The 21,635-nt window shown below is 71.9% G+C and carries 14 protein-coding genes and 1 pseudogene; 7 read left to right on the top strand and 8 right to left on the bottom strand.

From position 1 onward, the window contains the following. Positions 1-80 precede the first annotated feature (80 nt). Positions 81-917: an FHA domain-containing protein gene (locus D7V80_RS30740; RefSeq protein ID WP_120591524.1), complete on the top strand. Its 837-nt coding sequence runs from the start codon at positions 81-83 to the stop codon at positions 915-917. 13 nt (positions 918-930) lie between these two features. Here the strand turns inward: D7V80_RS30740 and D7V80_RS30735 are convergent, their stop codons facing one another. The 5 genes from D7V80_RS30735 to D7V80_RS30715 form a co-directional block, all read right to left on the bottom strand. After that, on the bottom strand, positions 931-1,371 hold the full coding sequence (locus D7V80_RS30735) for a PH domain-containing protein (protein WP_120591521.1): 441 nt from the start codon (positions 1,369-1,371) through the stop codon (positions 931-933). 64 nt (positions 1,372-1,435) lie between these two features. Continuing rightward, positions 1,436-2,341, bottom strand: a complete 906-nt coding sequence (locus D7V80_RS30730; protein WP_120591520.1) for a lipopolysaccharide assembly protein LapB — start codon at positions 2,339-2,341, stop codon at positions 1,436-1,438. Between the two features lie 56 nt (positions 2,342-2,397). Then, positions 2,398-3,708, bottom strand: a complete 1,311-nt coding sequence (locus D7V80_RS30725; RefSeq protein ID WP_120591519.1) for an adenylosuccinate synthase — start codon at positions 3,706-3,708, stop codon at positions 2,398-2,400. Between the two features lie 12 nt (positions 3,709-3,720). Further along, entirely contained in the window at positions 3,721-7,389 is a 3,669-nt protein-coding gene (locus D7V80_RS30720) for a UvrD-helicase domain-containing protein (protein ID WP_120591518.1), read from the bottom strand. Continuing rightward, complete coding sequence (locus tag D7V80_RS30715; protein WP_120591517.1) at positions 7,386-10,631, bottom strand: PD-(D/E)XK nuclease family protein; 3,246 nt, start codon at positions 10,629-10,631, stop codon at positions 7,386-7,388. The genes D7V80_RS30720 and D7V80_RS30715 overlap by 4 nt, the downstream gene beginning before the upstream one ends. Before the next feature lie 219 nt (positions 10,632-10,850). On the opposite strand from D7V80_RS30715, the gene D7V80_RS30710 reads away from it, so the two are divergent. Together D7V80_RS30710 and D7V80_RS30705 are read left to right on the top strand one after the other, a co-directional pair. Next, entirely contained in the window at positions 10,851-11,234 is a 384-nt protein-coding gene (locus D7V80_RS30710; protein WP_158616731.1) for a LysR substrate-binding domain-containing protein, read from the top strand. 56 nt (positions 11,235-11,290) lie between these two features. Next, complete coding sequence (locus D7V80_RS30705; protein WP_120591523.1) at positions 11,291-12,184, top strand: phosphatase PAP2 family protein; 894 nt, start codon at positions 11,291-11,293, stop codon at positions 12,182-12,184. Between the two features lie 147 nt (positions 12,185-12,331). Here the strand turns inward: D7V80_RS30705 and D7V80_RS44000 are convergent, their stop codons facing one another. Continuing rightward, positions 12,332-13,819 carry a FadR/GntR family transcriptional regulator gene (locus tag D7V80_RS44000; RefSeq protein ID WP_370452564.1) on the bottom strand — a complete coding sequence of 496 codons (1,488 nt, stop codon included), beginning with the start codon at positions 13,817-13,819 and terminating at the stop codon, positions 12,332-12,334. 629 nt (positions 13,820-14,448) lie between these two features. On the opposite strand from D7V80_RS44000, the gene D7V80_RS30695 reads away from it, so the two are divergent. From D7V80_RS30695 to D7V80_RS43515, 4 genes and pseudogenes are all read left to right on the top strand, one after another. Then, positions 14,449-15,186, top strand: coding sequence for a response regulator (locus D7V80_RS30695; protein WP_233585841.1), 738 nt, complete (start codon positions 14,449-14,451; stop codon positions 15,184-15,186). 186 nt (positions 15,187-15,372) lie between these two features. After that, positions 15,373-15,903 (top strand): annotated as a pseudogene (locus tag D7V80_RS43525) (chemotaxis protein CheB); the annotation flags it as partial. Continuing rightward, positions 15,852-16,274, top strand: coding sequence for a chemotaxis protein CheB (locus D7V80_RS43520; protein ID WP_255417670.1), 423 nt, complete (start codon positions 15,852-15,854; stop codon positions 16,272-16,274). The pseudogene D7V80_RS43525 and the gene D7V80_RS43520, both read left to right, overlap by 52 nt. Next, the gene (locus tag D7V80_RS43515; RefSeq protein ID WP_255417669.1) at positions 16,264-17,421 is read left to right on the top strand and encodes a hybrid sensor histidine kinase/response regulator; all 1,158 of its coding nucleotides are present in this window, start codon (positions 16,264-16,266) and stop codon (positions 17,419-17,421) included. Before D7V80_RS43520 ends, D7V80_RS43515 begins: the two co-directional genes overlap by 11 nt. On the opposite strand, the gene D7V80_RS30675 is transcribed toward D7V80_RS43515, so the two are convergent. Both D7V80_RS30675 and D7V80_RS30670 read right to left on the bottom strand, forming a co-directional pair. Next, positions 17,411-18,334, bottom strand: coding sequence for a metallophosphoesterase (locus D7V80_RS30675; RefSeq protein ID WP_120591515.1), 924 nt, complete (start codon positions 18,332-18,334; stop codon positions 17,411-17,413). The genes D7V80_RS43515 and D7V80_RS30675 overlap by 11 nt on opposite strands. 84 nt (positions 18,335-18,418) lie before the next feature. Then, on the bottom strand, positions 18,419-21,361 hold the full coding sequence (locus D7V80_RS30670; protein ID WP_120591514.1) for a choice-of-anchor D domain-containing protein: 2,943 nt from the start codon (positions 21,359-21,361) through the stop codon (positions 18,419-18,421). Positions 21,362-21,635: the final 274 nt, after the last annotated feature.

Here is a 21,635-nt window from a genome sequence, read left to right as displayed (position 1 = left end):
GGGCTGGATGGGGCCTGGGGGCAACCTCGCGAAAATGCGACGTCCGGTGGCAGGCGTGAGGCTTGCTGCCGGGCGTCGTCATGCGCTTCGAATTCGAGCACCTGGGCACCCCCACCCCGTTCGAGCTGACCGAGGGCCACCACCTCCTGGGGGGCGGCCCCGACGACCATGTCCACCTGGAGGGCCTTCCTCCAGGCCTGTTGACCCTGCGCATCGACTCCGGGCGCCTCATGGTGGAGGCGGTGCGCAGCTTCACCGTGAACGCGGTGCGCGTGCTGCCCGGCGTGTCGCGCCTGGTGGTGCCTGGCGAGGTGCTGGGCCTCCCGGACGGCATGTGCCTGCGCGTGCTCGCCGAGCCGAGCGCCCCCGGGCGCTGCGTGGGCACCGTCGCGGTGCTCAAGGGCCTGCTCACGGATGCGGACGCCCCGCCGTCCCGCGCCGCCACCCTCACCTGCCTCACCGGACTGGACGTGGGTCGCTGTCACGCGCTCGCGGAGGTGTGCACGGACATTGGCCGGGGCGACGGTGCGGCCCTGCGGCTGCGCGACCGGGCCGTGTCGCGGATGCATGCGCGGATCCGCCGCGAGGACCCGGGCTTCTTGCTGGAGGACCTGGGGACGCCCAACGGCGTGTTCCTCAACGGCGTGAGGCTGGAGGCCCCCGCGCCCCTGATGGATGGAGACGTCGTGGAGCTGGGGCGCTCGCTGCTCCGCTTCCAGGCGGCGTTCGATGAGGCGTCAGGGGAGGCGCGGCCCGTGCCCCGGCCGGTGGCCACCGTGGAGGAGCCCGCGGAGGCAGCAACGCCGCGGCCTCCCGAAGGAGGGCCGCGGCGCCTGGAGGGATGGATCATCGCCGGGGCCGTCGCGCTGGCCCTGGGGGCGCTGCTCGTCACCTCCCTGGTGGCGGCGACCGGCTGAGGAAGCGCGCGCCCTACGCCGGCAGGGGCGAGAGGCCCGCGCGCTCCACCAGGAGCCGGGCCAGGTGCCGGTGGTGACGGAAGAAGCTGGTGAAGTGCACGAAGCCCTGGCTGCCCCGGATGGCGTAGACCGTCACCGGCCCGGGGAGGACATCCAGCTTGCGGATGTCCGCAAAGGAGAAGCGCCGGGTGCGCACCATGCCCCGGCAGGTGATGCCCCGCGAGTCCACTTCAATGCGGGTGCGGCCGTAGTAGGTGACGGCCACTCCGAAGAAGACGACGAAGAAGGCCGCGGACAGGAACGTCTGCAGGGGCACGCCGTCGAAGTGGAACAGCCAGGCGAAGATGCCCAGCCATAACAGGCCTGCCGCCGCCATCACGGCGGCGAGCACCCTGCGAGGGCGAAAGACCTGGTGCGGCTGCTTCCCCTCCACCGTCCGATCGCGTCCGTCCATGCCCTATAAAATAGTGGGCCGGACAGTCCCTCGGACCATGCCCGTCTGCTCTCCAGGCAGACGGTCAGCGCAGGCGCTCGGCCTTCTGGCGGGACTCCTCTTTCAGCTCGGGTCGCACGTCGGCGGCGGTGGAGCGTGCGTAGCGCGCGTAGAGGTCGCGGGCCTCCAGGTTGCGGCCCAGCGCGCGGTACGCCTCCGCGAGCCCGTACAGCGGCGAGGCCGCGTCCGGCTCCAGCTTCAGCGCGAACTGGTAGTCCGCCGCGGCCTCCGCGTAGCGCCGCAGCCCGATGTTGGCGCTGCCCCGCGCGATGTACGCCACGGTCAGGAGCGGCTCCTGCTGAAGGGCCTGCGTCAGCGTCTGGAGCGCGGGCCCGTAGGCGCGCTGGCTGATGTGCTGGACGCCCTGCTCGTAGGCGCGGCGCGCCTGCGCCCGCGTCGTGTCCGCCACGGGGCCCGAGCCGGGCGGCTGCCCCACGGCCTGCGGCGACGCTCCGAGCTCGCCCTGCTTCACGCGCGCCCGGGTGATGTTGTCCTGCGCGCTCTGACGGATGGCGGCGTCCTGGGTGAGGCGCGACGCGGCCTCCCACTCCTCGATGGCGCGCGCGTAGTAGCCGAGCACCGCCAGCGCGTTGCCCAGCTTGAAGCGCGCCTCCACGTGATCCGGGGCCGCGTGCTCCGCGTCGAGGAAGGCGAAGGCCGCCTCGCGGTAGCGGCGCTCGCGCATCAGCGCGTCTCCGTCGCGGATCCGCGTGGCCGCCAGCACGGCTTGCGACGTGCGCTGGGGCTGGGACTCCACCGCACCTGGAGGCGTGTCAGTGGACGGGGCCGGTGCGCGCGCGGCCTGGGCGGCGGGCTTCGCCTCGGGGGCCGGGGGCTGGGCGCTCGTTCCCTGGGCCCAGGCCGGCCCCGCCAACGTGCCGAGCCACACCACCGCCGAGACCCCGAGCTGGAACCTGCGCGTGCGAACCATGTCCCTCTCCCGTCCTGGCCCCCGGCGGGCCAGGACCACTGCGGCCTGCGTCCTTCCTAGCTGCGGAAGGGGTTCTGCAGGAGCACCGTCTCGCCGCGGTCGGCGCCCACGGAGACGCACACCACGGGCACGCCGCTGACCTCTTCCACGCGGCGCACGTAGCGCTTGGCGGCTTCCGGCAGCTCGTCGAAGGTGCGCACGCCGGCGATCTTCTCGTCCCAGCCGGGCAGCGTCTCGTAGATGGGCTTCACGCGCTCCAGGTCCTCGTAGTCACCGGGCAGCTCGGTGACGCGCTGGCCGTCCAGCTCGTACGCGTTGCAGATGCTGAGCGTCTTGATGCCGCTGAGCACGTCCAGCTTGGTGAGCGCCAGGCCCCACAGGCCGTTGACTCGCACCGCGTAGCGCAGCACCACGCCGTCCAGCCAGCCGCAGCGGCGCGGGCGGCCCGTGGTGGCGCCGAACTCGTCGCCCACCTTGCGCAGCCGGTCTCCCAGCTCGTCGCTGAGCTCCGTGGGGAACGGGCCTCCGCCGACGCGCGTGGTGTACGCCTTGCTGATGCCCATCACCTTGTCGATGGTCGTGGGGCCCAGGCCCGAGCCCACCGCGGCGTTGCCCGCCACACAGTTGGAGCTGGTGACGAACGGATAGGTGCCGTGGTCCACGTCCAGGAGCGTGCCCTGCGCGCCCTCGAAGAGGATGCGGGCGCCGCGGCGGACCTGCTCGGAGAGGAAGAGGGACACGTCGTGCACGTAGGGGCGCAGCCGGTCACCCAGGGCGGAGAACTCCGCCAGGATCTGCGGCGTCTCCAGGGTCGGCACGTCCACGCCCGCCCGGGCGCAGAGGTCCTTCAGCTCCTCCAGCGCGCCGGGGAGGCGCTCGTCGATGCGGCGGCGCAGGCGCTCCGGGTGGAGCAGGTCGCGCACGCGGATGCCCCGGCGGGCCACCTTGTCCTCGTACGCCGGACCGATGCCCCGCCCCGTGGTGCCGATGGCGCTGCCGCCGCGGGCCTTCTCGCGGAAGCTGTCCAGCAGCTTGTGCCACGGGAAGATGACGTGGGCGTTGTCGGAGATGAGCAGCTGCGCGTCATCCTTGAGGAAGCCGCGCGGCTTGAGTGCGTCAATCTCCCGGACGAGGACGGCGGGATCCACCACCACCCCGTTGCCAATGACACACGTCTTGCCCGGATGAAGGATGCCGGACGGAATCAGGTGCAGGACGGTCTTCTGCCCGCCCACCACCAGCGTGTGGCCCGCGTTGTTGCCGCCCTGGAATCGGACGACCACCTGGGCGTGCTCGGTGAGAAGGTCGACGACCTTGCCCTTCCCCTCATCTCCCCACTGCGCTCCGATGACGACGACATTCGGCATGGTGCCCGCCGCTTAGCACGCGGGAGGGGCCGGGTGACAGTGTTCCGCGAAGCCGCAGTGAAGGGCCTGGCAGGCCGCTTTGTCCCACCCCGGCCATGCCCGTGACATTTCGGCCTGGACAAGCGCTCGGACGCCCTCGGCCAGCCGGCGCACCGCCCTGGCGTCCGCGGATCCGGCCGGGAGGAACTCCGGCTCCGGGGAGGCGTCCCCCAGGAAGGCCACGCCCACCCGCACCGGCACCCCGTCGCGCACCATCCTCGCGGACGCCAGGGACAGGGCCGTCAGCTCATGGGCGCACGCGGCCGGGCCCCGGGGGTGGCGAGCGCCCGGGCGCAGGAGCACCGCCACGGCCTCACCGTCCGGCGATTCCCAGAGCAGATCCACGGCGCCCTCCACGCTGGCGGCGTCGTCCAGGTCCAGCACGAAGTCCAGGCCCCGGTGGATGGTGGACGCGGGCGCCACCGCGAGCTGGCGGGCGAACGTCGTGTCCAGGAAGCGCTCCACGGTGGCGAGCACCTCTCCCAGGTCGTCCTCGTCCGGATCCCGGCCCGCGCTCCGAAGCAGGTTCTCCAGGTGCGCGCGCCGCTCGGAGGCCTCCGCGTCCGGTCCCGCGAGTGACAGGTCCACTTCACGTAACAGCCGCGTGACGAGCCGGTCCGGCCGCTCCACGGGCAGCCAGCCATCGGGCTCCACGAAGAGGGGCGCGGCGCGCACGGAGGACTCCCACGGCTCGGCTCCGACGGCGAGCCCCAGCCGGTGGAGCTGGTGGTAGCGGCGCGGGCAGGTGAGGAAGTCCTGGACCGCGCGCACGCTGGCGACCACCGGGGCGTCGGTGAACACGGCGGCACCGGCACCGGAGGCTTCGTCGGACATCCGCTCCAGCGCGGACTCCAGGCGGATCCGCGCCTGTTCCAGCTGCTCCTCCGTGGGCGGCTCCGGATCCGCGGGCGGTGGCAGCTGCTCCACGTCCACGTCGTTGGCGAGCGCGCGCAGGTCCGGATCCACGTCCAGCCGGCGGTCCACGCGGTGCCACCACGTGTCGGTGCCCGCTCGCTTCTCCTCGCCGCCGGACAGCACGAGCAGGTCCTTGGCGCGCGTGAGGGCCACGTAGAGCAGGCGCAGGTACTCGGCGTCCTCGCGGGCCTTCAGCTCGGCGCGCACGGCCTCGAAGCGCTCGGAGGTGAAGGTGTCCAGCGAGTCCGGCATCCACGGCCGCAGGGCCAGGCCGAAGGAGCGTTCGAAGTACGCCCTCGCGGACGTGGTGCGCCGGCGTCCGCCCATGCCGGGCACGATGACCACCGGCCACTCCAGGCCCTTGGCGCGGTGGATGGTGAGCAGCTGCACGGCGCGCGGGTCGCCCTCGTCCAGCAGGTCCGCCTGGGCCTCGTTGGGGTCGGAGTCCGCCAGCTGGCGCAGCTCGCGCGCGAAGGCCACGCAGCCTCCCGTGCCGCGCTCGTCCCTGCGCGCCGCCAGCGACAGGAGCTTCTCCACGTTCGCGCTCGCCTGCTCCGCGTAGGGAGAACCCGCGAGCGCTTCACGGTAGCCCGTCGCGTCCAGCGCGGCCTGCAAGAGGGCATGCACGCCCAGCCGATCCCTTTCGCGCCGCAGCACGGGGATGAGCTCCAGGAAGCGCGAGAGCCGCGACTGCTCGCGCGCGGACATGGCGGCGCGGACCTCTTCATCCACCAACCGGGGTGAGCCGAGCGACAGCGGCAGATCCCCCGCCAGCCGGAACAGCGACGCGTCCGACAGGCCCACCAGCGGCGAGCGCAGCACCGCGGCGAACGCCAGCGCGTCGTCCGCGTCCGCGAGCAGCGCCAGCAACGAGGCGAGGTCGCGCACCTCCTGGGCCCCGTAGAACCCGCGGCCTCGCAGCACCCGGTGCGGCACGCCGTGGCGGATCAACGCCTGCCGGTACTCCTCCAGGTGCGTGAAGGTCCGGAAGAGGATGGCCACGTCGCCGCCGCGCGCGGGACGCAGGCCCTTCTTGTCCTCCGCCATCACCGTTGGCGGCGCACCCGGCGCGAGCATCACCCGCAGCCTGCGGGCCACCGCGTCCGCTTCGTACTCGCGCAGCTCCGGGGCGGTGTCGGCCTCCGGCAGGGTGAGCCGCTCCACCACGGGCCCTTCGGCCAGATCCGGGCGCGTGGGTGACAGGTCGTCCGTCTCGGGTTCGTAGACGACCTCGAAGGGACGGGGCGTCTCCTCCTTCGCCACGAGCAGCCCGGCGAACGCGCGGTTGAAGAAGGACAGGACCCCGGGCAGCGAGCGGTAGTTGTTCTGGAGGAAGCCGCGCATGCCGCCCTCGGCTTCAATCTTGTCCGCGAGGACCTTGAACACGGACACGTCCGCGCCACGGAACTCGTAGATGGACTGCTTGCGGTCACCCACCGCGCACAGGAACGCGGGCTCCAGCGGCAGCGAGGCCACGAGGTCCGCGTCCGGCGCCAGCTCGCGCGGGCCGCCTTCGCGCTTCTCCGACAGGAGCAGCACCAGCTCCAATTGCAGACGGTTGGTGTCCTGGAACTCGTCCACCAGCAGCGCGCCCAGCCGCTCCTGCACCTGCTGCCGGAACTCTGGATGGTCGCGCAGCAGGTCGCGCGCCTTCACCAGCAACGAGGTGAAGTCGAACACGTTGCGCCGGGTCAGCTCCGCGTCGTGCCGCTCCTCCACCTGGGTCAACAGGTCGCGGAAGGTCGCCTCGAAGGGGGCCGTGCGCCACGCGGCGTAGGCATCCTCCAGCCGCCGCACGGAGCCGTCGCTCTTGCCCTTCACCTTCCAGAGCAGCTCCTTCAGGCACGCGCCCGCGCCCTTGCGCAGGTTGGCCAGGCTGCGCGGCTCCGACAGCAACACGTTGCGCAGCGTCGGGAAGTGGGCCGGCTGCATGAACGTGTCCGGCGTCATCCCCTTCAACGGGGGCTCGCACGCGTTCAGCAGCGTGCTCCACTCGCCCTTGGTGTCCTGGGCGCGGGCCTCCATGCACAGGCGGCGGCAGTCCTCGATGAGGGCTTCGAGCTGCGCCTTGTCCGCCACGCCGTCGCCCACGCGCGCCGTGGCGGCCTTGAGGCCCTCTTCGCGCAGCGTGCCGTAGACGTCCATCAGCGCGGCCACGAGCCCGTCGGAGAAGCCGGAGCCGGAGAAGCCCAGCTCCGCGCACAGCTCGCGCACGCGCGCGTCGCCGCCCTCCAGCGCGTCCAGGACGACGCGCTCGGTGACGTCCTCCAGCAGGCCCGCGGCCTCCAGCTCGTCCAGCACCTCGAACGCGGGGTCGATGCCCACCGCGGGCGGCGCGCGGCGCAGGAGCTGCCCGCAGAGTGAGTGGAACGTGCCCACCGTCGCGGCGCCCAGCTCCTCGCGTACCTTGCGCCATGCGTCCTGCGTGGGGAACGGGCGCTCCAGCCTCGCGAGCGAGGCGCGCAGGTCCTTCTCCGCGTCGAGCGGGACGTCTCCCTGGGCCAGCGCGTCCAGGCGCTCGCGGACGCGCTTGCGCATTTCGGCGGCGGCCTTGTCCGTGAACGTGAGCATGCACAGCCGTGACGGGCGCAGCGGCTCCGCCTGCCGCGCTCCCGCGAACAGGTGCAGCGTCATCGTCACCAGGCTGTACGTCTTGCCCGCGCCGGCGCCCGCCATCAGGGCCAGGTTCTTCTCCAGCGCGAGCATGTGGGGCGCGGTGTCGCTCATCCGCTCCCCTCGTCCGAGATGCGGCGCTCGGTGATGCGGCACACCGCGCGGTAGCCGCACTTGCCGCAGTCATTGGGGCGCGCCGGGAAGTCGCCCTTGCGCAGCTGGCGCACCAGCGACTCCACCGCGTTGGGCAGGTTGAGGCCGGCGGCCTCCGCCACGCGCTGGCGCACCTCCGGGTCGGTGGACAGCAGGTCCTCCAGCTCCGCGGGCGGCAGCACGGAGGACAGGTGGATGGCGTCGCCCGTGCGCAGCGAGAACCACGCCGCGTTGCGCGCGCCCACGTGGCCGGCCTCGCGCGCGGCGTAGAGGTACAGCGGGAGCTGGAAGTCCGACCGCAGCAGGTTCTCCTTCAGCGTGCGCTTGTCCAGGCGGCCCGTCTTGTAGTCGATGACGCCCACCTCCACGCCGGCCGTGTCCAGACGGTCGATCTGTCCCTCGAAGACGATGGCGTCCTCCGCCACCATCAGCTTCACGTCACTCCAGCGCTTGTCCTCGGCCGCGGGGCCGAAGCGCAGCTCGAAGCCTTCGGGCACCAGTGGGTCGAACGGCAGGCCGTGCCGCGGATCCGCGAGGATGCGCCGGGCCATGGCCTGGGCCTTCTCGCCCGCGAGCTTCCACAGCTCGTGGTGGCCCACGTGGTACAGCTCCGCGAAGTGCCGGCTGGCCTTCTTGACCGCCTTCTCCAGCACCTCTTCCGGGATGTCCTCCGGCGCCTGGCCCAGGAGCTTCTTCTCCTTGAGTGCCTGGAAGACCTCCTCCATCACGCGGTGCCAGAAGGTGCCGCGGCCCCGGGCATCGAACTCCTCGTTGGCCACCACGGGCTCGGCGACCTTCAGGCCGTACGCGATGAAGCCCTGGAAGCCGCAGTTGCCGAACTTCGACAGGGCGCTCGCGGACAGCGGGCGCTCCAGGCCGAAGTGGAACGTGTCGCGCAGCTTCTGCTCCAGCTGCGGGCCCTGCACGCCGCCGGTGAACTCGCCGGGCAGTTCGTCCTCGCGGCCGAAGAAGCGCAGGCGCGCGGCCTCCATGTGGGCCAGCTCTCGCGCGCTGCGGAACCAGTCGTCCGTGCCGAAGCGGTCCTTGAGCAGCTGGCCCGCGGGGTCCGGCTCCGTGACGCGCAAGGAGGGGAACGTCAGGCCCGCCAGCGCCTCCAGCGCCACGGTGCGCCGCAGCTCGGACGGCGTGAGGACTTCGTCCAGCGGAAGCACCGGGGGCAGCGTGCGCGTGGTCCACTTGTGGCCGGTGAGCCGGCGCACCTCCTCCAGGAACGCGGAGGGCACCTGCTCCTGTCCCCCCGCGGCCTTCACCGCGAACGACAGGCTCAACGAGCCCTCCGCCGCCGCGAGCGCGCTGGCGAAGAGCAGCCGGTCCTCCGTGAGGCGCCAGGGCGCACGGTCGTCGAACTCGCCGCCGGTGAGGCGGAACACGTCCCGGGTCAGGTGCTGGTTGAGCGCCACGCGCTCCGAGTCTCCCAACAGCGGCGACGGCGGATCCCTCCCGGGGAGTCGGCCTTCGGTGAGCCCGGCGACGAAGAGGTGCCGGAAGGTGCGGCCCGGCACCTCCGCCAGGTCCAGCACCTCCACCGCGCCCGTGGACGGGCCTCGCGCGGGCAGGTGCACGTCGCGCAGCGCGTCCGCCAGCCAGCGGCCCAGCACGCGCCGGGTGATGCGGGGGCCTCCGCCCACGGCGCGCAGCGAGCGCAGCAGCGCTTCCATCCGCTGGCGGAACGCCGCGAGCGCCGCGTCGTCCCGGGCCCTCGCGTCCTCGATGCGCGCGCCCAGGGGCCCGGCCTCGCGAGGCTCCAGGGGCCCCGCGGAGTCCAACAGGCCCAGCCGCTCCACGACCTTCCACCACGCGGCGATCGACTCCGCGGCGGGGGCCTCCTGGGGGATGTGGCGGCATTCGTCGATGAGCCGCATCACGCGGTCGCGCAGCGCGCGCACGGCCATCACCTTGACCGCGTCCTCCTTGCGCTTGCCGCCCTGCGCGGCCATCCGGCGCGCGAGCCCTTCCAGGCGCACGTCGTAGGCACCCTTCCCTCGCGTGGCGCCCAGGCGGTCGTCGCGCGCGGCGGCGAGCGCGAAGAGGGCCGCGGGCGCATCCGGCCCACCGCGCGACAGCGAAGGCACGTAGCGGCTGGAGACGAGCTCCGCCACGCGCTCGGCCGGGAAGCCGTCCTCCATCAGCACCGGCAGCTCCAGCGCCAGCCGCACCGGCCCCGCGAGCGCGAGCGGCTCCCCCCACGGCAGGCGCACCGGCACGCCCAGGTCGCCCAGGGCCTCCGCGAGCCAGCCCGCCTCCGGGCCCAGGTCCCGGTACGCGATGGCGATGTCGCCCGGCGCGCTGCCCGAGTCGATGAGGCGGCGCACGTCGCGGGCCACGACGCGGGCCTCCTCGCGAGCATTCGTCGCGTTCCACACGGACAGCCCGTCCACCGCGCCCTTCAGCACGTCGCGCGCGGCGCGGGGTGAGAACAGGTGCCGGCCCAGGTCGGTGAAGGGGCGGCCCTCGAAGGTGACGTCCGCCTTGAAGAGGTCCACGTGGGGCATGGTCTCGCCCCGGTTCTCGAAGGCACGGAACAGCGCCGCGAGCGCCGCGTCAGCCACCGGCGAGCCGCCCACCGGCGTCTCCACGCGCAGCGACACGCGCCGGGCCTCGCACGCCGCGGCGAGCCCCATCAGCAGCTCCAGCTTCGACGGGCGCACGTCGTAGACGCCGTGGAGCACAAGCCCCGTCACCCCGTCCCACCCCGAGGGCCACGCGCCCCGGTCCAGCGCCTCGCGCGCGCCCCGGAGCACGTCCTCGCGGTCCGCGAGCCCCAGCTCCGCCAGCCGCTGTTCGTACAGGTGATAGAGCCGGGCGAGGACCCGCGCGCGGGTGCGGCGCTCCGGAGGCAGCACCTCCGCGGCGTCCTGGAGTTCGCGCGGGGAGAGCCGGCCCGCCTTCAGGTCCAGCAGCACGTCCGCGGCGGCGCGGGCGAAGGCGGGCTCGCGCACGTAGTCGCCGAACGGAGTGGGGCCCAGCGTGGCGCCCAGGTCGGCCACCACGGCGCGGGCGGCCATCGCGGGACAGGGCCGCCGATTGAGCTCGCGAGCCCCACCCAGCGCGTGGACGAAGTCGTCCCACGTGAGCAGATGGGCCCCCACGGCAATGCCCCGCGCACGCCGCTCCGCCCGCAGGGCAGCCTGGCGGCGCGCGGCATCAGGGAAGACGTGGAGTGTGCGGCCAGGGCGGGGCATGCGGGGCGGGGACTCTAGAACGGCCAGGGGCGCCGTTTTCATGCTCCTTTCTGCGCATTCCCACACCCTGGCCCGTTGTCCGCTCGCCTGCCGCCCTTGGAACCCGGGAAGTCCCAGGACGCGAGCCTTTCCGCCCCACCCGGAACAGCTCCGCTCCGGCTGGAGGCGGCTGGGGCGCAGAACCTGTTGGACAGTCGGACAGGTTCTGAATCGCTGCGGTTGGCGCCGCGCTCGCTTGACGCGCTCCAGGAGCACGACTGCATCCGCTATCGCTTCGTGTCCACCGGTCGAGTGGAGTCCTGGGCCCTGCGCCAGCCCGCGAGCGCCCCCGCCCCGCGCATCCCGGAGACCTTCGTCTTCAACAACAGCGAGGCCGTCACCCACGCGGCCCGGGCGGGCTTCGGCATCGCCCAGTTCGTGGAGCTGATGATCCGCCCGGAGCTGGAAGCCGGCACGCTGCGCCCCTTCCTCCGCGAGCACTCCCTGGAACGCGGCGCGCTGTGGCTGGTGTTGCCCCAGACCCGGCGCACTCCGCCCAAGGTGAAGGCCCTGGGCGACTTCCTGGCGCGGCTCGTCGAAGAGGACGAGGCCGGGGCGCGCTAGCCCACCTCACCCGGATTGCGGGAAAAGGGCGGAGCGCCCTTATGCTCCGCCGCCCCATGCCTGCTTCCTACCGGACCCTCGCCACCTTCTGCCTGCTCCTGCTGGCGCCGCTGTCCCCCGCCGCCGCGCAGGACGCCTCCGACGCTCCGCGCGCGCTGCGCTTCAACTGGACCCGCGACGGCATCATCACCGGTACCGCGGGAGTGCTGTGGCTCTCCAGCGAGTCGGTGTTCAAGGACAACCTGGCCCCGGCACAGTGCCGCTGGTGCGACCGTGCTCCGGACGGCACCGACCGGCTCAACCGCCTGGACCGCTGGGGCCGGGGCATCGCGGGTAGCACGGAAGCGTCCCGCAAGCGCGCGGACACCTGGAGCAACATCGTCGGGTTCGCGGGCCTGCCGCTGGGCCTCCTGGGCACCCAGTACGCGGTGGGGCGCGGCAGCGGCGCCTCCACGGAGTTCTTCGCCCAGGACGCCACCATCATGGTGCAGAGCGCCGTCCTCGCTTCCCTCGCCAACCAGGCGGTGAAGTTCGCCGTGGGCCGTGAGCGTCCCTTCGTCCACGTCCTCCCTGAGGCGGAAAAGGGCCTCACCGCGCACCCTACCGACAACAACCTGTCCTTCTACAGTGGCCACACCAACCTGGCCTTCTCCCTGGCCGTGTCCGCCGGCACCGTCGCCGCGATGCGTGGTTACAAGCACCAGGCCGTCATCTGGGGCGTGGGCCTGCCGCTCGCCGCCTCCGTGGGGCTCTTGCGCATGGGCGCGGACAAGCACTACCTCTCCGACGTGCTCACCGGCGCCGTGCTGGGCACCGCGTTCGGCGTCGCCGTGCCCCTGCTCCTGCACGGCCGCGTGGACGACACCTCGCCCGCCACCACGCGGCCGTCGTCGGTGTCACTCAACCCGATGGTCGGGACCCAGATGGTGGGCCTGTCCGGCGCCTTCTAGCCACACCCCACCAAGAAGTTCGCGAACCCATCCTGCGCGGCAACAAGGCGCGCACGGAGGCTTCCGCGGTCCATTGGGGCGTGCGCCCCTCTTCAGGGGGCGTGTAGAGCCTCATGAACGACAGCGGACATGAAGGACTGTCGTCGCTCATGAAGCCGGGGAGCCCGGGGAATGGGCAATGGAACGCCAGAAGCGCACGGTCCAGTGGCCCCGGGAGACCCAGAGGTCCATGCAGCGCCTCACCCACGTTGCGAAACGCCCCGAGGAGGCTTCAGCGGGAACCACGGCGTGAAGCCTCGGGCTGCTGGAGGCCCCTTCCTGAGCCGAAGCACCAAAACCTGTCTGACTGTCGGACAGGTTTCCCCGAGCCGCGCCCATCACGTCCCGCCTTACGCACGCCCCACCCGCTCCACAGGGGGTCCCCCCCGGGGCGGCGGAAGACAGCAACTGCCTGCGGTCCGGATCCACACGGAGGGCCTGTGCACCGAGGCAAGGCGCAATCCCAAGCGACTCGGTGTCCTCGGCGATGGGCGCAAGGGAGCAGAGGCCATGCGAATCAACGTTTCGGCATAGATCCAGCGTCCCGTCCGGTTCGTTGATGGGCGAGGACGCTCCGAGGCCATGACGCTCCCCTCCGTGGAGGGCCTCCGGCGAATCATCCTGCGCGATAGCTGACGCGAAGTTGTCGGCACCATGTGCTTCGATGCAAGGGCGTGCATCCAGCGCTTCGAGTTGCGCGGTGGTGTCGGCCGCACGCTCCTCAACGGAAGGACGAGCCTCCAGCGCAACAGCCTGCGTGGTGGCTGCCGCGGGGGCGCTGGCGCCACGCTCCTCAACACAGGGACGTGCCGGCGGCGCATCCTCCGGCCCGGTGACGGATGCGGATGCACCGAGGAGGCCCTCCTGGGTGAGGTAGGCTTCGGGGGACGAAGGAACATGGGGAGCAGGGGGAGCCGGGGCGAATGCGTTCAGCACTCGTTCGTCGCACGCCTTCAGCATCGCTGGTAGATCGTGCCGCAGTGCCTGCACGTCACGCACGCGCAGGATCTCCATCACGTGGAAAGCCCACTCGCGCAGGGCCTCTCCGCCCAGGAGCGGCAACAGTTGGGCGGCGCCTCCCAGGAATGCCCGCTGCAGGGACTGAACGAGGAGCACATGCCCGGGACGCGCCGCCACCCGCGCTGCCTGCCGCAGCAACTCGAATTCCACCTGGGCGCAGGTGGCCCCCGACTCCCAGCGCGCCGCGTCCTGGAGCTGGAAGCACGTACTCCTCAGCCGGTCCAGGTCGAGGTCCGAGCCCCCCTCGCAGCAGTCGGCCAGCAGATCCACCAGCACCTGCCGCTTGAGGCTGAAGCAGCCCTCCAGAAGCCACCGGGCTTTCGGAGAGCGCGCGTCATGCAACGCCAGTCCCAGGTTCTCAAGCGTCAGCGACTCATCCAGCGCCACCGCGCGAGTCCTGCGCCCGGGGTGTTGCACCACCAGGCCCCGTGCCGCCAGCCGGCGCAGCGCCTCGCGGATGGTGCCCCGGCTCGCCCCATAGCGCTGCGCCAGCTTCGCTTCGGGACCGAATTGCCCGCTCGGGTGCAGCCGCCCCAGCGCGATATCGCGCTCGATTTGCGCCTCCACATAGGCCACGAGTCCTGCCCGTTCCATCCCCATTCCCCTTCCTCGTCCCAGCATCGCCATCCAACCACAGGGGTCTGACATGGGCGCGCGGGCCCACCTTCCGCGTCGCCTGCCAGGCGAGCGCGCCCCCGGGCCGCATTGGGCGAAAACCTGTCCGACAGTCGGACAGGTTTTGAGGCAACCGGTCCCGGGCGGGCGCCCCAACCTGGTATCCGCACACGTATGCCGTTGTTCCCCTGTCGGTTTGACGCGGTCTCGGACCCCATGCGGAGGAAAGCCTGTCCGACTGTCGGGCAGGTTTGAGGTAACCGGACCCAGGCGGGCGCCTCAGCCCGAGGCTCTACCTTGGCATCCGCGCACGCATGACGTTGCGGCTCGCCGCTACGCTCCGCGAGGCGCGCGCCCTCGGATTCATGTGGTGCGCACCGGTCCAACAGTTGGACAGGTTTTGAGGCGAATGGCCCCAGGCAGGCGCTTCTGCTTTGCCCCACCTTGGTGGCCGCGCACTCTCGATGTTGCGGTTCGTCGCTGCGCTGAGTGAGGCGCGTCCTCGGATGCATGCTGTGCGAACCTGTCCGACAGTCGGACAGGTTTTGAGGCGACCGGCCCCGGGTGGGCGCCTCTGCTCTTGAACCTGATTGCGTGTCCGCGCGCACGACGCGCTCCAGCAGCTTCGCGAGCACACCTTCGACTGCATGGTGATGGACCTGCACCTGCCGGACCTGAGCGGCCAGGACCTCCTGGAGCGCATGGCCGCCGAGGAGGCCGTCTCCTTCCCGCCCGTCATCGTCTACACCGGCCACACGCCCAGCCGCGACGAGAAGCAGCAGCTGCGCCGCTTCTCACGCTCCATCATCATCAAGGGCGTGCGCTCCCTGGAGCGGCTGTTGGACGAGGTGACGCTGTTCCTGCACCAGGTGGAGTCGCGCCTGCCTCCGGAGCACCAGCGCCTGCTCCAGGCCGCGCGCGACCGCGAATCCACGCGGGAGGGCCGCCGCATCCTCGCGGTGGAGGACGACGTGCGGAACATCTTCGCCCTCTCCAGCGTGCTGGAGCCCCGGGGCGCGAAGGTGGAGTTCGTCCGCAACGGCAAGGAGGCCCTGGCCCTCTTGACGAAGAGCCTGGCCCAGCCGCGGCCCGCGGTGGACCTGGTGCTGATGGACATCATGATGCCGGAGATGGACGGCCTCACCGCCACGCGCGAAATCCGCAAGCAGGAGGCCTGGCGCAAGCGGCCCATCATCGCGCTCACCGCGAAGGCCATGCGCGATGACCAGGAGAAGTGCCTCCAGGCGGGCGCCAACGACTCCATCGCCAAGCCGCTCGACGTGGAGAAGCTGCTGTCGCTCCTGCGCGTCTGGATGCCCAAGGGGTGAGGCCGCGCATGCTCGACGTGGCGACGAAGGAGTTCGATATCGAGCTGCGGCTGCTGCTCGAGGCGCTCTACCTGAAGCACCACTACGACTTCCGCGGCTACGCGGAGTCCTCGCTCAAGCGTCGGCGGGTCCAGGCCGCCGAGCACTTCGACTGCGCCACCCTGTCCCGCTGCTTACGACGGCGCGGTGTTCGACCGCTCGCTCAAGGGGCACATCGTCTTCTCGGACCACAGCCTGTCCACCGACAGCGTCTTCGCGGAGGTGCAGCTGCTGTCGTCCCGCAATGTGCTCATCTACTTCCACCGCGAGCTGCAGGAGCGCGCGCTGGGATTGTTCGCGGAGTCGCTCTGTCACAAGGGGTTCCTGGGCCTGGGGGCGCGCGAGTCGCTGCGCTTCTCCTCGCAGGAGGCCTCGTTCACCCCCGTCGTCCCCGAGGACCGGCTCTACCAGAAGCGCCAGGGAGGATTTACCGCCATGCCCACTCCGCGCCCTGCTCCGCCCGCTGGCCGCGTCGACGCTATCGTCATCGGTGCGTCCGCGGGAGGGGTGGAGGCCCTGACGCACCTGCTGCCCGCGCTGCCCACGGACTTCCGGCCCGCGCTCATCGTCGTCGTGCACCTGCCCCGCGGACTCCCCAGCCTGCTGGCGGAGGTCTTCTCCGCCCGGTGCACGCTGCCGGTGCACGAGGCCGGGGACAAGCAGCCCATCCAGCCCGGGACCATCTCCTTCGCGCCCCCCAACTACCACCTGCTCGTGGACCGGGACGCGAAGGGGCGCTGCTCGCGCTGTCCACGGACGCCCCCGTCCACTTCTCCCGCCCCGCCATCGACGTGCTCTTCGAGTCCGCCGCGGCCGTCTATGGCGCGCGCCTGGGCGGCGTCATCCTTTCGGGCGCCAACGCGGACGGGGCGCTGGGACTCCAGGCGGAGAAACGGCGGGGCGGCGTCACCCTGGTGCAGGCGCCCGGCACCGCTCGCTCGCCCGCCATGCCCCAGGCGGCGATCGCGGCCGGGCCGGTGGATTTCGTGCTGCCTCTTGAACAGATGCCCGCCGTCTTCCGGGCATGGGGAGCTGGCGGTGCTATCTGACCTGTCCATCCTCAGCAAGGAGCCCCTGCCCGTGGCTTCCCGGGTGAAGTGCCTGCTCGTCGATGACCTGGAGGAGAACCTCCTGGCGCTCTCCGCCGTGCTGCGGCGTGACGACGTGGAGGTGCACTGCGCCCGCTCCGGCGCGGAGGCCCTGGAGCTGCTGCTCCTGCATGAGTTCGCGCTCGCGCTCGTGGACGTACAGATGCCGGAGATGGACGGCTTCGAGCTGGCGGAGCTGATGCGCGGCTCCGAGCGCACCCGCGACGTGCCCATCCTCTTCGTCACCGCGGGCGGCGGCGACCCCTGGCGCACCTTCAAGGGGTACGAGGCCGGCGCGGTGGACTTCCTCTTCAAGCCGCTGGAGGCCCACGCGCTGCGCGGCAAGGCGGAGGTCTTCTTCCAGATGCACCGCCAGAAGCAGCAGCTGGCGCAACAGCTGGACACGCTCGCGGAGACCCTGCGCCTCAACGAGATGTTCACCGCGGTGCTGGGCCACGACCTGAGGAATCCCCTCTCCGCCATCCTCACCGCGGCGGACCTGCTCCAGCGCCGCTCGGACGACGAGGCCGTGAAGAAGACGGCCGCGCGGATGATGACCGCCGGCAAGCGCATGGGCCGGATGATTGAAGACGTGCTGGACCTGGCGCGCGCGCGGCTGGCCGGCGGGATTCCGCTGCGCCGGGGCGAGACGGACTTCGGACAGCTGGTGCAGCGCATGGTGCAGGAGCACCAGACGGCGTGGCCGCGCCACCGCATCGAGGTGCGGCAGGACGGCGACCTCGTGGGGGACTGGGACGCGGACCGGCTGGCGCAGGTGGCCTCCAACCTCATCGGCAACGCGCTCCAGCATGGCGACGCCGCGGAGCCGGTGCGCATCCTCGTGGACGGCACGCGCGACGACGCCCTGCGCTTCACCATCACCAACGCGGGCGTCATCCCCGCCCACCTCCTGCCCTTCCTCTTCGACCCGTTCCGGGGCGGCCAGCAGCGCCGGGGCCGCGGGGAAGGACTGGGCCTGGGGCTCTACATCGTCCAGCAGATCATCCACGCGCATCAGGGCGGCGTGGAGGTGCTCTCCGGCACCGGGCCCTACACGGAGTTCCGCGTGGAGCTGCCGCGCAAGGGCGTGGAGGTCGTCAAGCTGTAGCGCCGTTGCCCGCGGGCACGCTGCCCGGCCCGTCCGACTCGTCCAGCGGCGGCAGCGTGTGCAGCCCCCAGCGCTGTCCCGCCTCCCAGGTGGCGACGCCGGAGACGCCCCAGCCGGCGCGCTGGGCCTCGCGCCCCTCGAACTCCAGCCAGAAGACGGCGGTGTCCGGCCGCGCCGCCTGGTCCAGGCAGGCCACGCGCGACAGCGTGCGTCCGTGCGAGTCCAGCGCCACGGCGAAGGGCTTGTGCGAGTGGCCGCAGAGCACCCACTTCGGGTGCACCGTGTCCACCAGCTTGCGCGTCACCGGGTTGCCAATCCACGGCGAGGGCAGCGGGCGCTCGGGGGCCAGCCGTTCGTCGCGGGCCTTCTGCACGATGCCCCGGGGCCACTCGTGCACCAGCAGCAGGTCCACGTCCCGCAGCGCGGACACCTGCTCCACCTCCGGCGCGCGGAAGTAGCCCGCCTGCTTCGCCGTATCCAGCGACGTGGGCCGCTTCAGCGGCTGGTCGATGAAGCGCGGCGCGTGGATGCCGGACAGGTACGCCACGCGCAGAGGGCCCAGGGTGCGCAGGCCCGCGCGGCCCAGGTAGTGGACGTCCGGGGCCAGCTCCCCGCCGGCAGGCAGGTCATGCAGCGCCTCGAAGTCCTCGTTGTTGCCGCCAATGAAGTATAGCGGCCGCTTCACGCGGCGGATGCCGTCCGCGTACTCGGCGAACTCGGCGGGCATGGCGCGCTTGGCGGCCTTGCGCCGGTGGTCGTCCGCGTGGCGGAAGGCCTCCACGTCCCCCACCGCCAGCACCAGGTCCACCCTCCGGCCGCGCGCCTGCTCCAGCGCATCCAGCCACGCCTCCACCCGGTGGAAGCGTCCATGGATGTCACCCAGCGCGGCGACGAGGAGGGAGTCCTGCGGCATGTCCTTCACTCAAGGCCCCCCGCCTCGCCCTGTCGAGTCATCCGCCCCGGTCACTTTCCAGTGACGGACGAATGGCCGCCCTGGCTACGGGCAACCCAGCGGATAGGTGACCTCCACCACCGCGCCCGGGGCCGGGGCGCGCAGCCGGTCGAAGATGACGGCGTTGGCCCGGGCGTCATAGGACCAGCCGTCCGTCACGGGCACCCCGTCCACCTGGACGGCGATGGCGCCGGGGTCCGCCGGCAGCTCCGACAGGGGGAAGGCGCGGTTGAGCCCGAAGGCGCTCTCCGACAGCTTCTCCAGCGACGTGGCCCAGTTGGGCGTGCAGATGCTGTCCACCACGCCGTTGAGCTTCCGGGCCAGCTCCATGTACCGGCTGCCGGAGCTGCTGGAGGTGGTGCAGGTGGTCAAGTCCTCCGGGCCCACCACGGCGTTGAAGCTCACCTTGGACGGGTCGTTCCCCTTCAGGGCCAGGAGGTAGGTTTCGTAGAAGGACACCGGCTGGGAGCTGAAGTCCTCCTCGTCCGACAGCACGATGATGGCCAGCTTCGCCTCCTCGCGCAGGAAGCCGCCGTTGCCGTCGCTGGACTGGGGCGTGCGCGGGTCGTCCAGGTCATAGAGCAGCGGATCCGACAGCGCGCGGTACGTCGCGTCCAGGCCCTGCTCGTTCCAGTGGCACACGCCCACGTGCGTGTTGGTGGCGAAGACGCCGCCCGCGTTGGGCGTCTCCGGCGTGATGATGCGCGGGCTGGAGCCGTCCACGGGGAACAGGCGCCCGTTCTCACCGCCCTGCGCGCCGCCGGGGCACTCGGACCAGCCGCCCGGAGACGGGTCCAGGCCGGTGGTGGTGACGCCGATGCGGTAGTCCACCTGCGCGGCGGTGGCCGCTGACAGGAAGGCCGCGAAGTTCTCCCCCAGGCTCTGCTGCTCCTCCATCATGGAGCCCGAGTTGTCCACGACGAAGAGCACGTCCACGCGCGCCTCCGCCTGCTGGACGAAGCGGTCCGTCTGGTCCGTCTTCGAAAGGCCCCGCCCCACGAGCCCCGCGTTGTAGACGCCGCCGTCCTTCAGCGTGAAGCGCACCGTCGCCGCGTCCTCACCCTCCTCCACGGGCGAGTACTTCGCGGTGAGCTTCACGCGCCCGCCCGCGGGAATCGTGGCCGGCAGCGCGCCGGACACCGCGAACTCCTGCCCCGGCTGCTCCAGCTTCATGCCCGACACCTTCACGTCCCCCGGGCAGTCGTTGTAGGCCATGAACTCGCGGGTGCGCGGGCCGCACACCAGCCGGTTGACGCCGAAGTCCACCGTGGTGGGCTGCACGGAGAAGCACCCCTGCACGCCCCGCCCCACCAGGTTCACCAGCGGGTGGCCGCGCGTGGGGTGGCTCACCCACCCTTCGGCGAGCCCCTGGAACTCCCCTTCGGAGGGCGGCTGGAAGCGCACGACGAGCGTCATCTTCTTGCCGGGCTCCAGCACGCTGTTGGGCAGCGTCGCCGCGCGGAAGGCCGGGTCCGAGCCGCTCGCCAGTTGGAGCGCCGACAGGAAGCACGCCTCCGAGCCGGTGTTGCGCAGCGTCACCCCCAGCGCCACCTCCGAGCCCACCGGCACCTGGCCGAAGTCCAGCACCGAGGGCAGCGCGTACTCGCACGGCGCGAAGGCCCTGCCCTCGCCCGACAGCGTCACGCCATCCGTGGAGGTGGAGGAGCGCTGGGTGGAGGTGACGGCCAACTGCCCGCTGCTCGCGCTGCCCACGCCCGCGCGCGGGCTGAAGGTGATGCCCACCTTCAGCGTGCCCCCCGGCGCCACGGGCTGGCTCGACGGCGGCTGCGCGAGCGTGAAGTAGCCCCCGGCCTGCGTGGTGAGGTGGAGCCCGGTGACGGTGGTCTCCTCGCGGCAGCGGTTGTGCACGGTGACGTCACGCGTGGCCGTCATGCCGAAGGCCACCGGCCCGAAGGACAGGTGCGCGGGCGTCACCTCCACGCACGACGCGCCGCCCTCGCCCGTCAGCGTCACCTTGGGGCCGGGCGAGGTCGTCTTCTGCTTGCGCACGGACACCTCCACGCGGCCGTCCTTCACCCGGCCGGCCGCCGCGGGCGTGAAGGCCACGCGCAGCTCCACCACCGCGCCCGGCGCCAGCACGTCGCCGGGGAGCGCGGGCGCGCTCACCACCTTGAACACGCCGGACGGATCCTCCAGGAGCGACGCGCCCTTGTAGCTGAGCGGCTCGGAGCCCAGGTTGCGCACGGTGATGCGCTCCTCGGCGGTGGCGCCCACCGCCACCCGGCCGAAGTCCACGCGCAGCGGCGTCACCTCCAGCGCGCCGGCCACGCCCATCCCCTTCAGCGTCACCACCGCGGGCTCGCAGCCGTCGCAGATGGCCACGTGCAGCGCCGCCTCCGCGTTGCCCAGCCGCACGGGGCTGAAGGCCACCGGCACCTTGCGCGTCTCATGCGGCGCCAGCGTGGACGGCAGCCCCGCCCCGGCGGAGAACTGATCCGCGTCCGCGCCCTCCACCGACAGGACCAGCGGGCTCTCCACGTCGGAGGGGTTGCGCACCGTCACCTCGCGCATCTCCACGAGCCCCAGGTTCACGTTGCCGAAGTCGAGCGCCGACTCCGGCACCTCCACCAGCGCCTTCACGCCGCGCCCGCTGACGGGCACCTGCGTCGCCGCGCCACCGGACGCGTCCGTGAACAGCTCCAGCTGCCCCTGCACCGCGCCCTCCACGTCGGGGGTGAAGCGCACTTCAATCTCGTGCTCCGCGCCGGCCGTCAGCGTGAAGGGTTCGAACGCGGGGACCTGGACGTTGGGCAGCGACGAGCGCGCGCCCTCCACGCGGTACGACGCGCGCCCCTGGTTCGCCAGCCGCAGCGTCATCGTCTTGGTGCGCCCCACCGCCGCCGCGCCGAACTCCAGGAGCTCCGGCCGTGCCGCGAAGCCTGTACGTGCCTGCTGTGAAGTGGGTCGCTCACACGCCGCCGCCGCCGCCACCACCAACGCCAACACCAGCCATCGGAGTCCACGCATACAGAGTCCCGTCCTTCCTACACACGGCACCGGTGTCCCCCCACACAGCACTGCACGTGGATCCGGCCGACGTAGAAAGGTGCAACCCTGGTGCCTGGACGTCCCAACGAGGCGCCGTCACGCCGCCAACACGGCAAACGGGCGCCCTCGCTGAGGAACGGCATTTAACGGGTAAAGCAGGAGATTCCACGTTTCGTGGAAGCGACTGCAAAAGCTTCACAAACGGTCGATGCCACACCGACCCCTCACCCTCGGGGGCCGTGCGACTTCCAGC

It is taken from the genome of Corallococcus sp. CA054B (assembly GCF_003611625.1).
Lineage (GTDB): Bacteria > Myxococcota > Myxococcia > Myxococcales > Myxococcaceae > Corallococcus > Corallococcus coralloides.
Note: the sequence above shows the minus strand (reverse complement) of the source record. Positions and strands in the feature narration are given on the sequence as shown.

Excerpts from the sequence above, each read along its gene's own strand:
- D7V80_RS30740 (WP_120591524.1), top strand. The coding sequence starts at position 81 with ATGCGCTTCGAATTCGAGCACCTGGGCACCCCCACCCCGTTCGAGCTG.
- D7V80_RS30735 (WP_120591521.1), bottom strand. The coding sequence starts at position 1,371 with ATGGACGGACGCGATCGGACGGTGGAGGGGAAGCAGCCGCACCAGGTC.
- D7V80_RS30730 (WP_120591520.1), bottom strand. The coding sequence starts at position 2,341 with ATGGTTCGCACGCGCAGGTTCCAGCTCGGGGTCTCGGCGGTGGTGTGG.
- D7V80_RS30725 (WP_120591519.1), bottom strand. The coding sequence starts at position 3,708 with ATGCCGAATGTCGTCGTCATCGGAGCGCAGTGGGGAGATGAGGGGAAG.
- D7V80_RS30720 (WP_120591518.1), bottom strand. The coding sequence starts at position 7,389 with ATGAGCGACACCGCGCCCCACATGCTCGCGCTGGAGAAGAACCTGGCC.
- D7V80_RS30715 (WP_120591517.1), bottom strand. The coding sequence starts at position 10,631 with ATGCCCCGCCCTGGCCGCACACTCCACGTCTTCCCTGATGCCGCGCGC.
- D7V80_RS30705 (WP_120591523.1), top strand. The coding sequence starts at position 11,291 with ATGCCTGCTTCCTACCGGACCCTCGCCACCTTCTGCCTGCTCCTGCTG.
- D7V80_RS30675 (WP_120591515.1), bottom strand. The coding sequence starts at position 18,334 with ATGCCGCAGGACTCCCTCCTCGTCGCCGCGCTGGGTGACATCCATGGA.
- D7V80_RS30670 (WP_120591514.1), bottom strand. The coding sequence starts at position 21,361 with ATGCGTGGACTCCGATGGCTGGTGTTGGCGTTGGTGGTGGCGGCGGCG.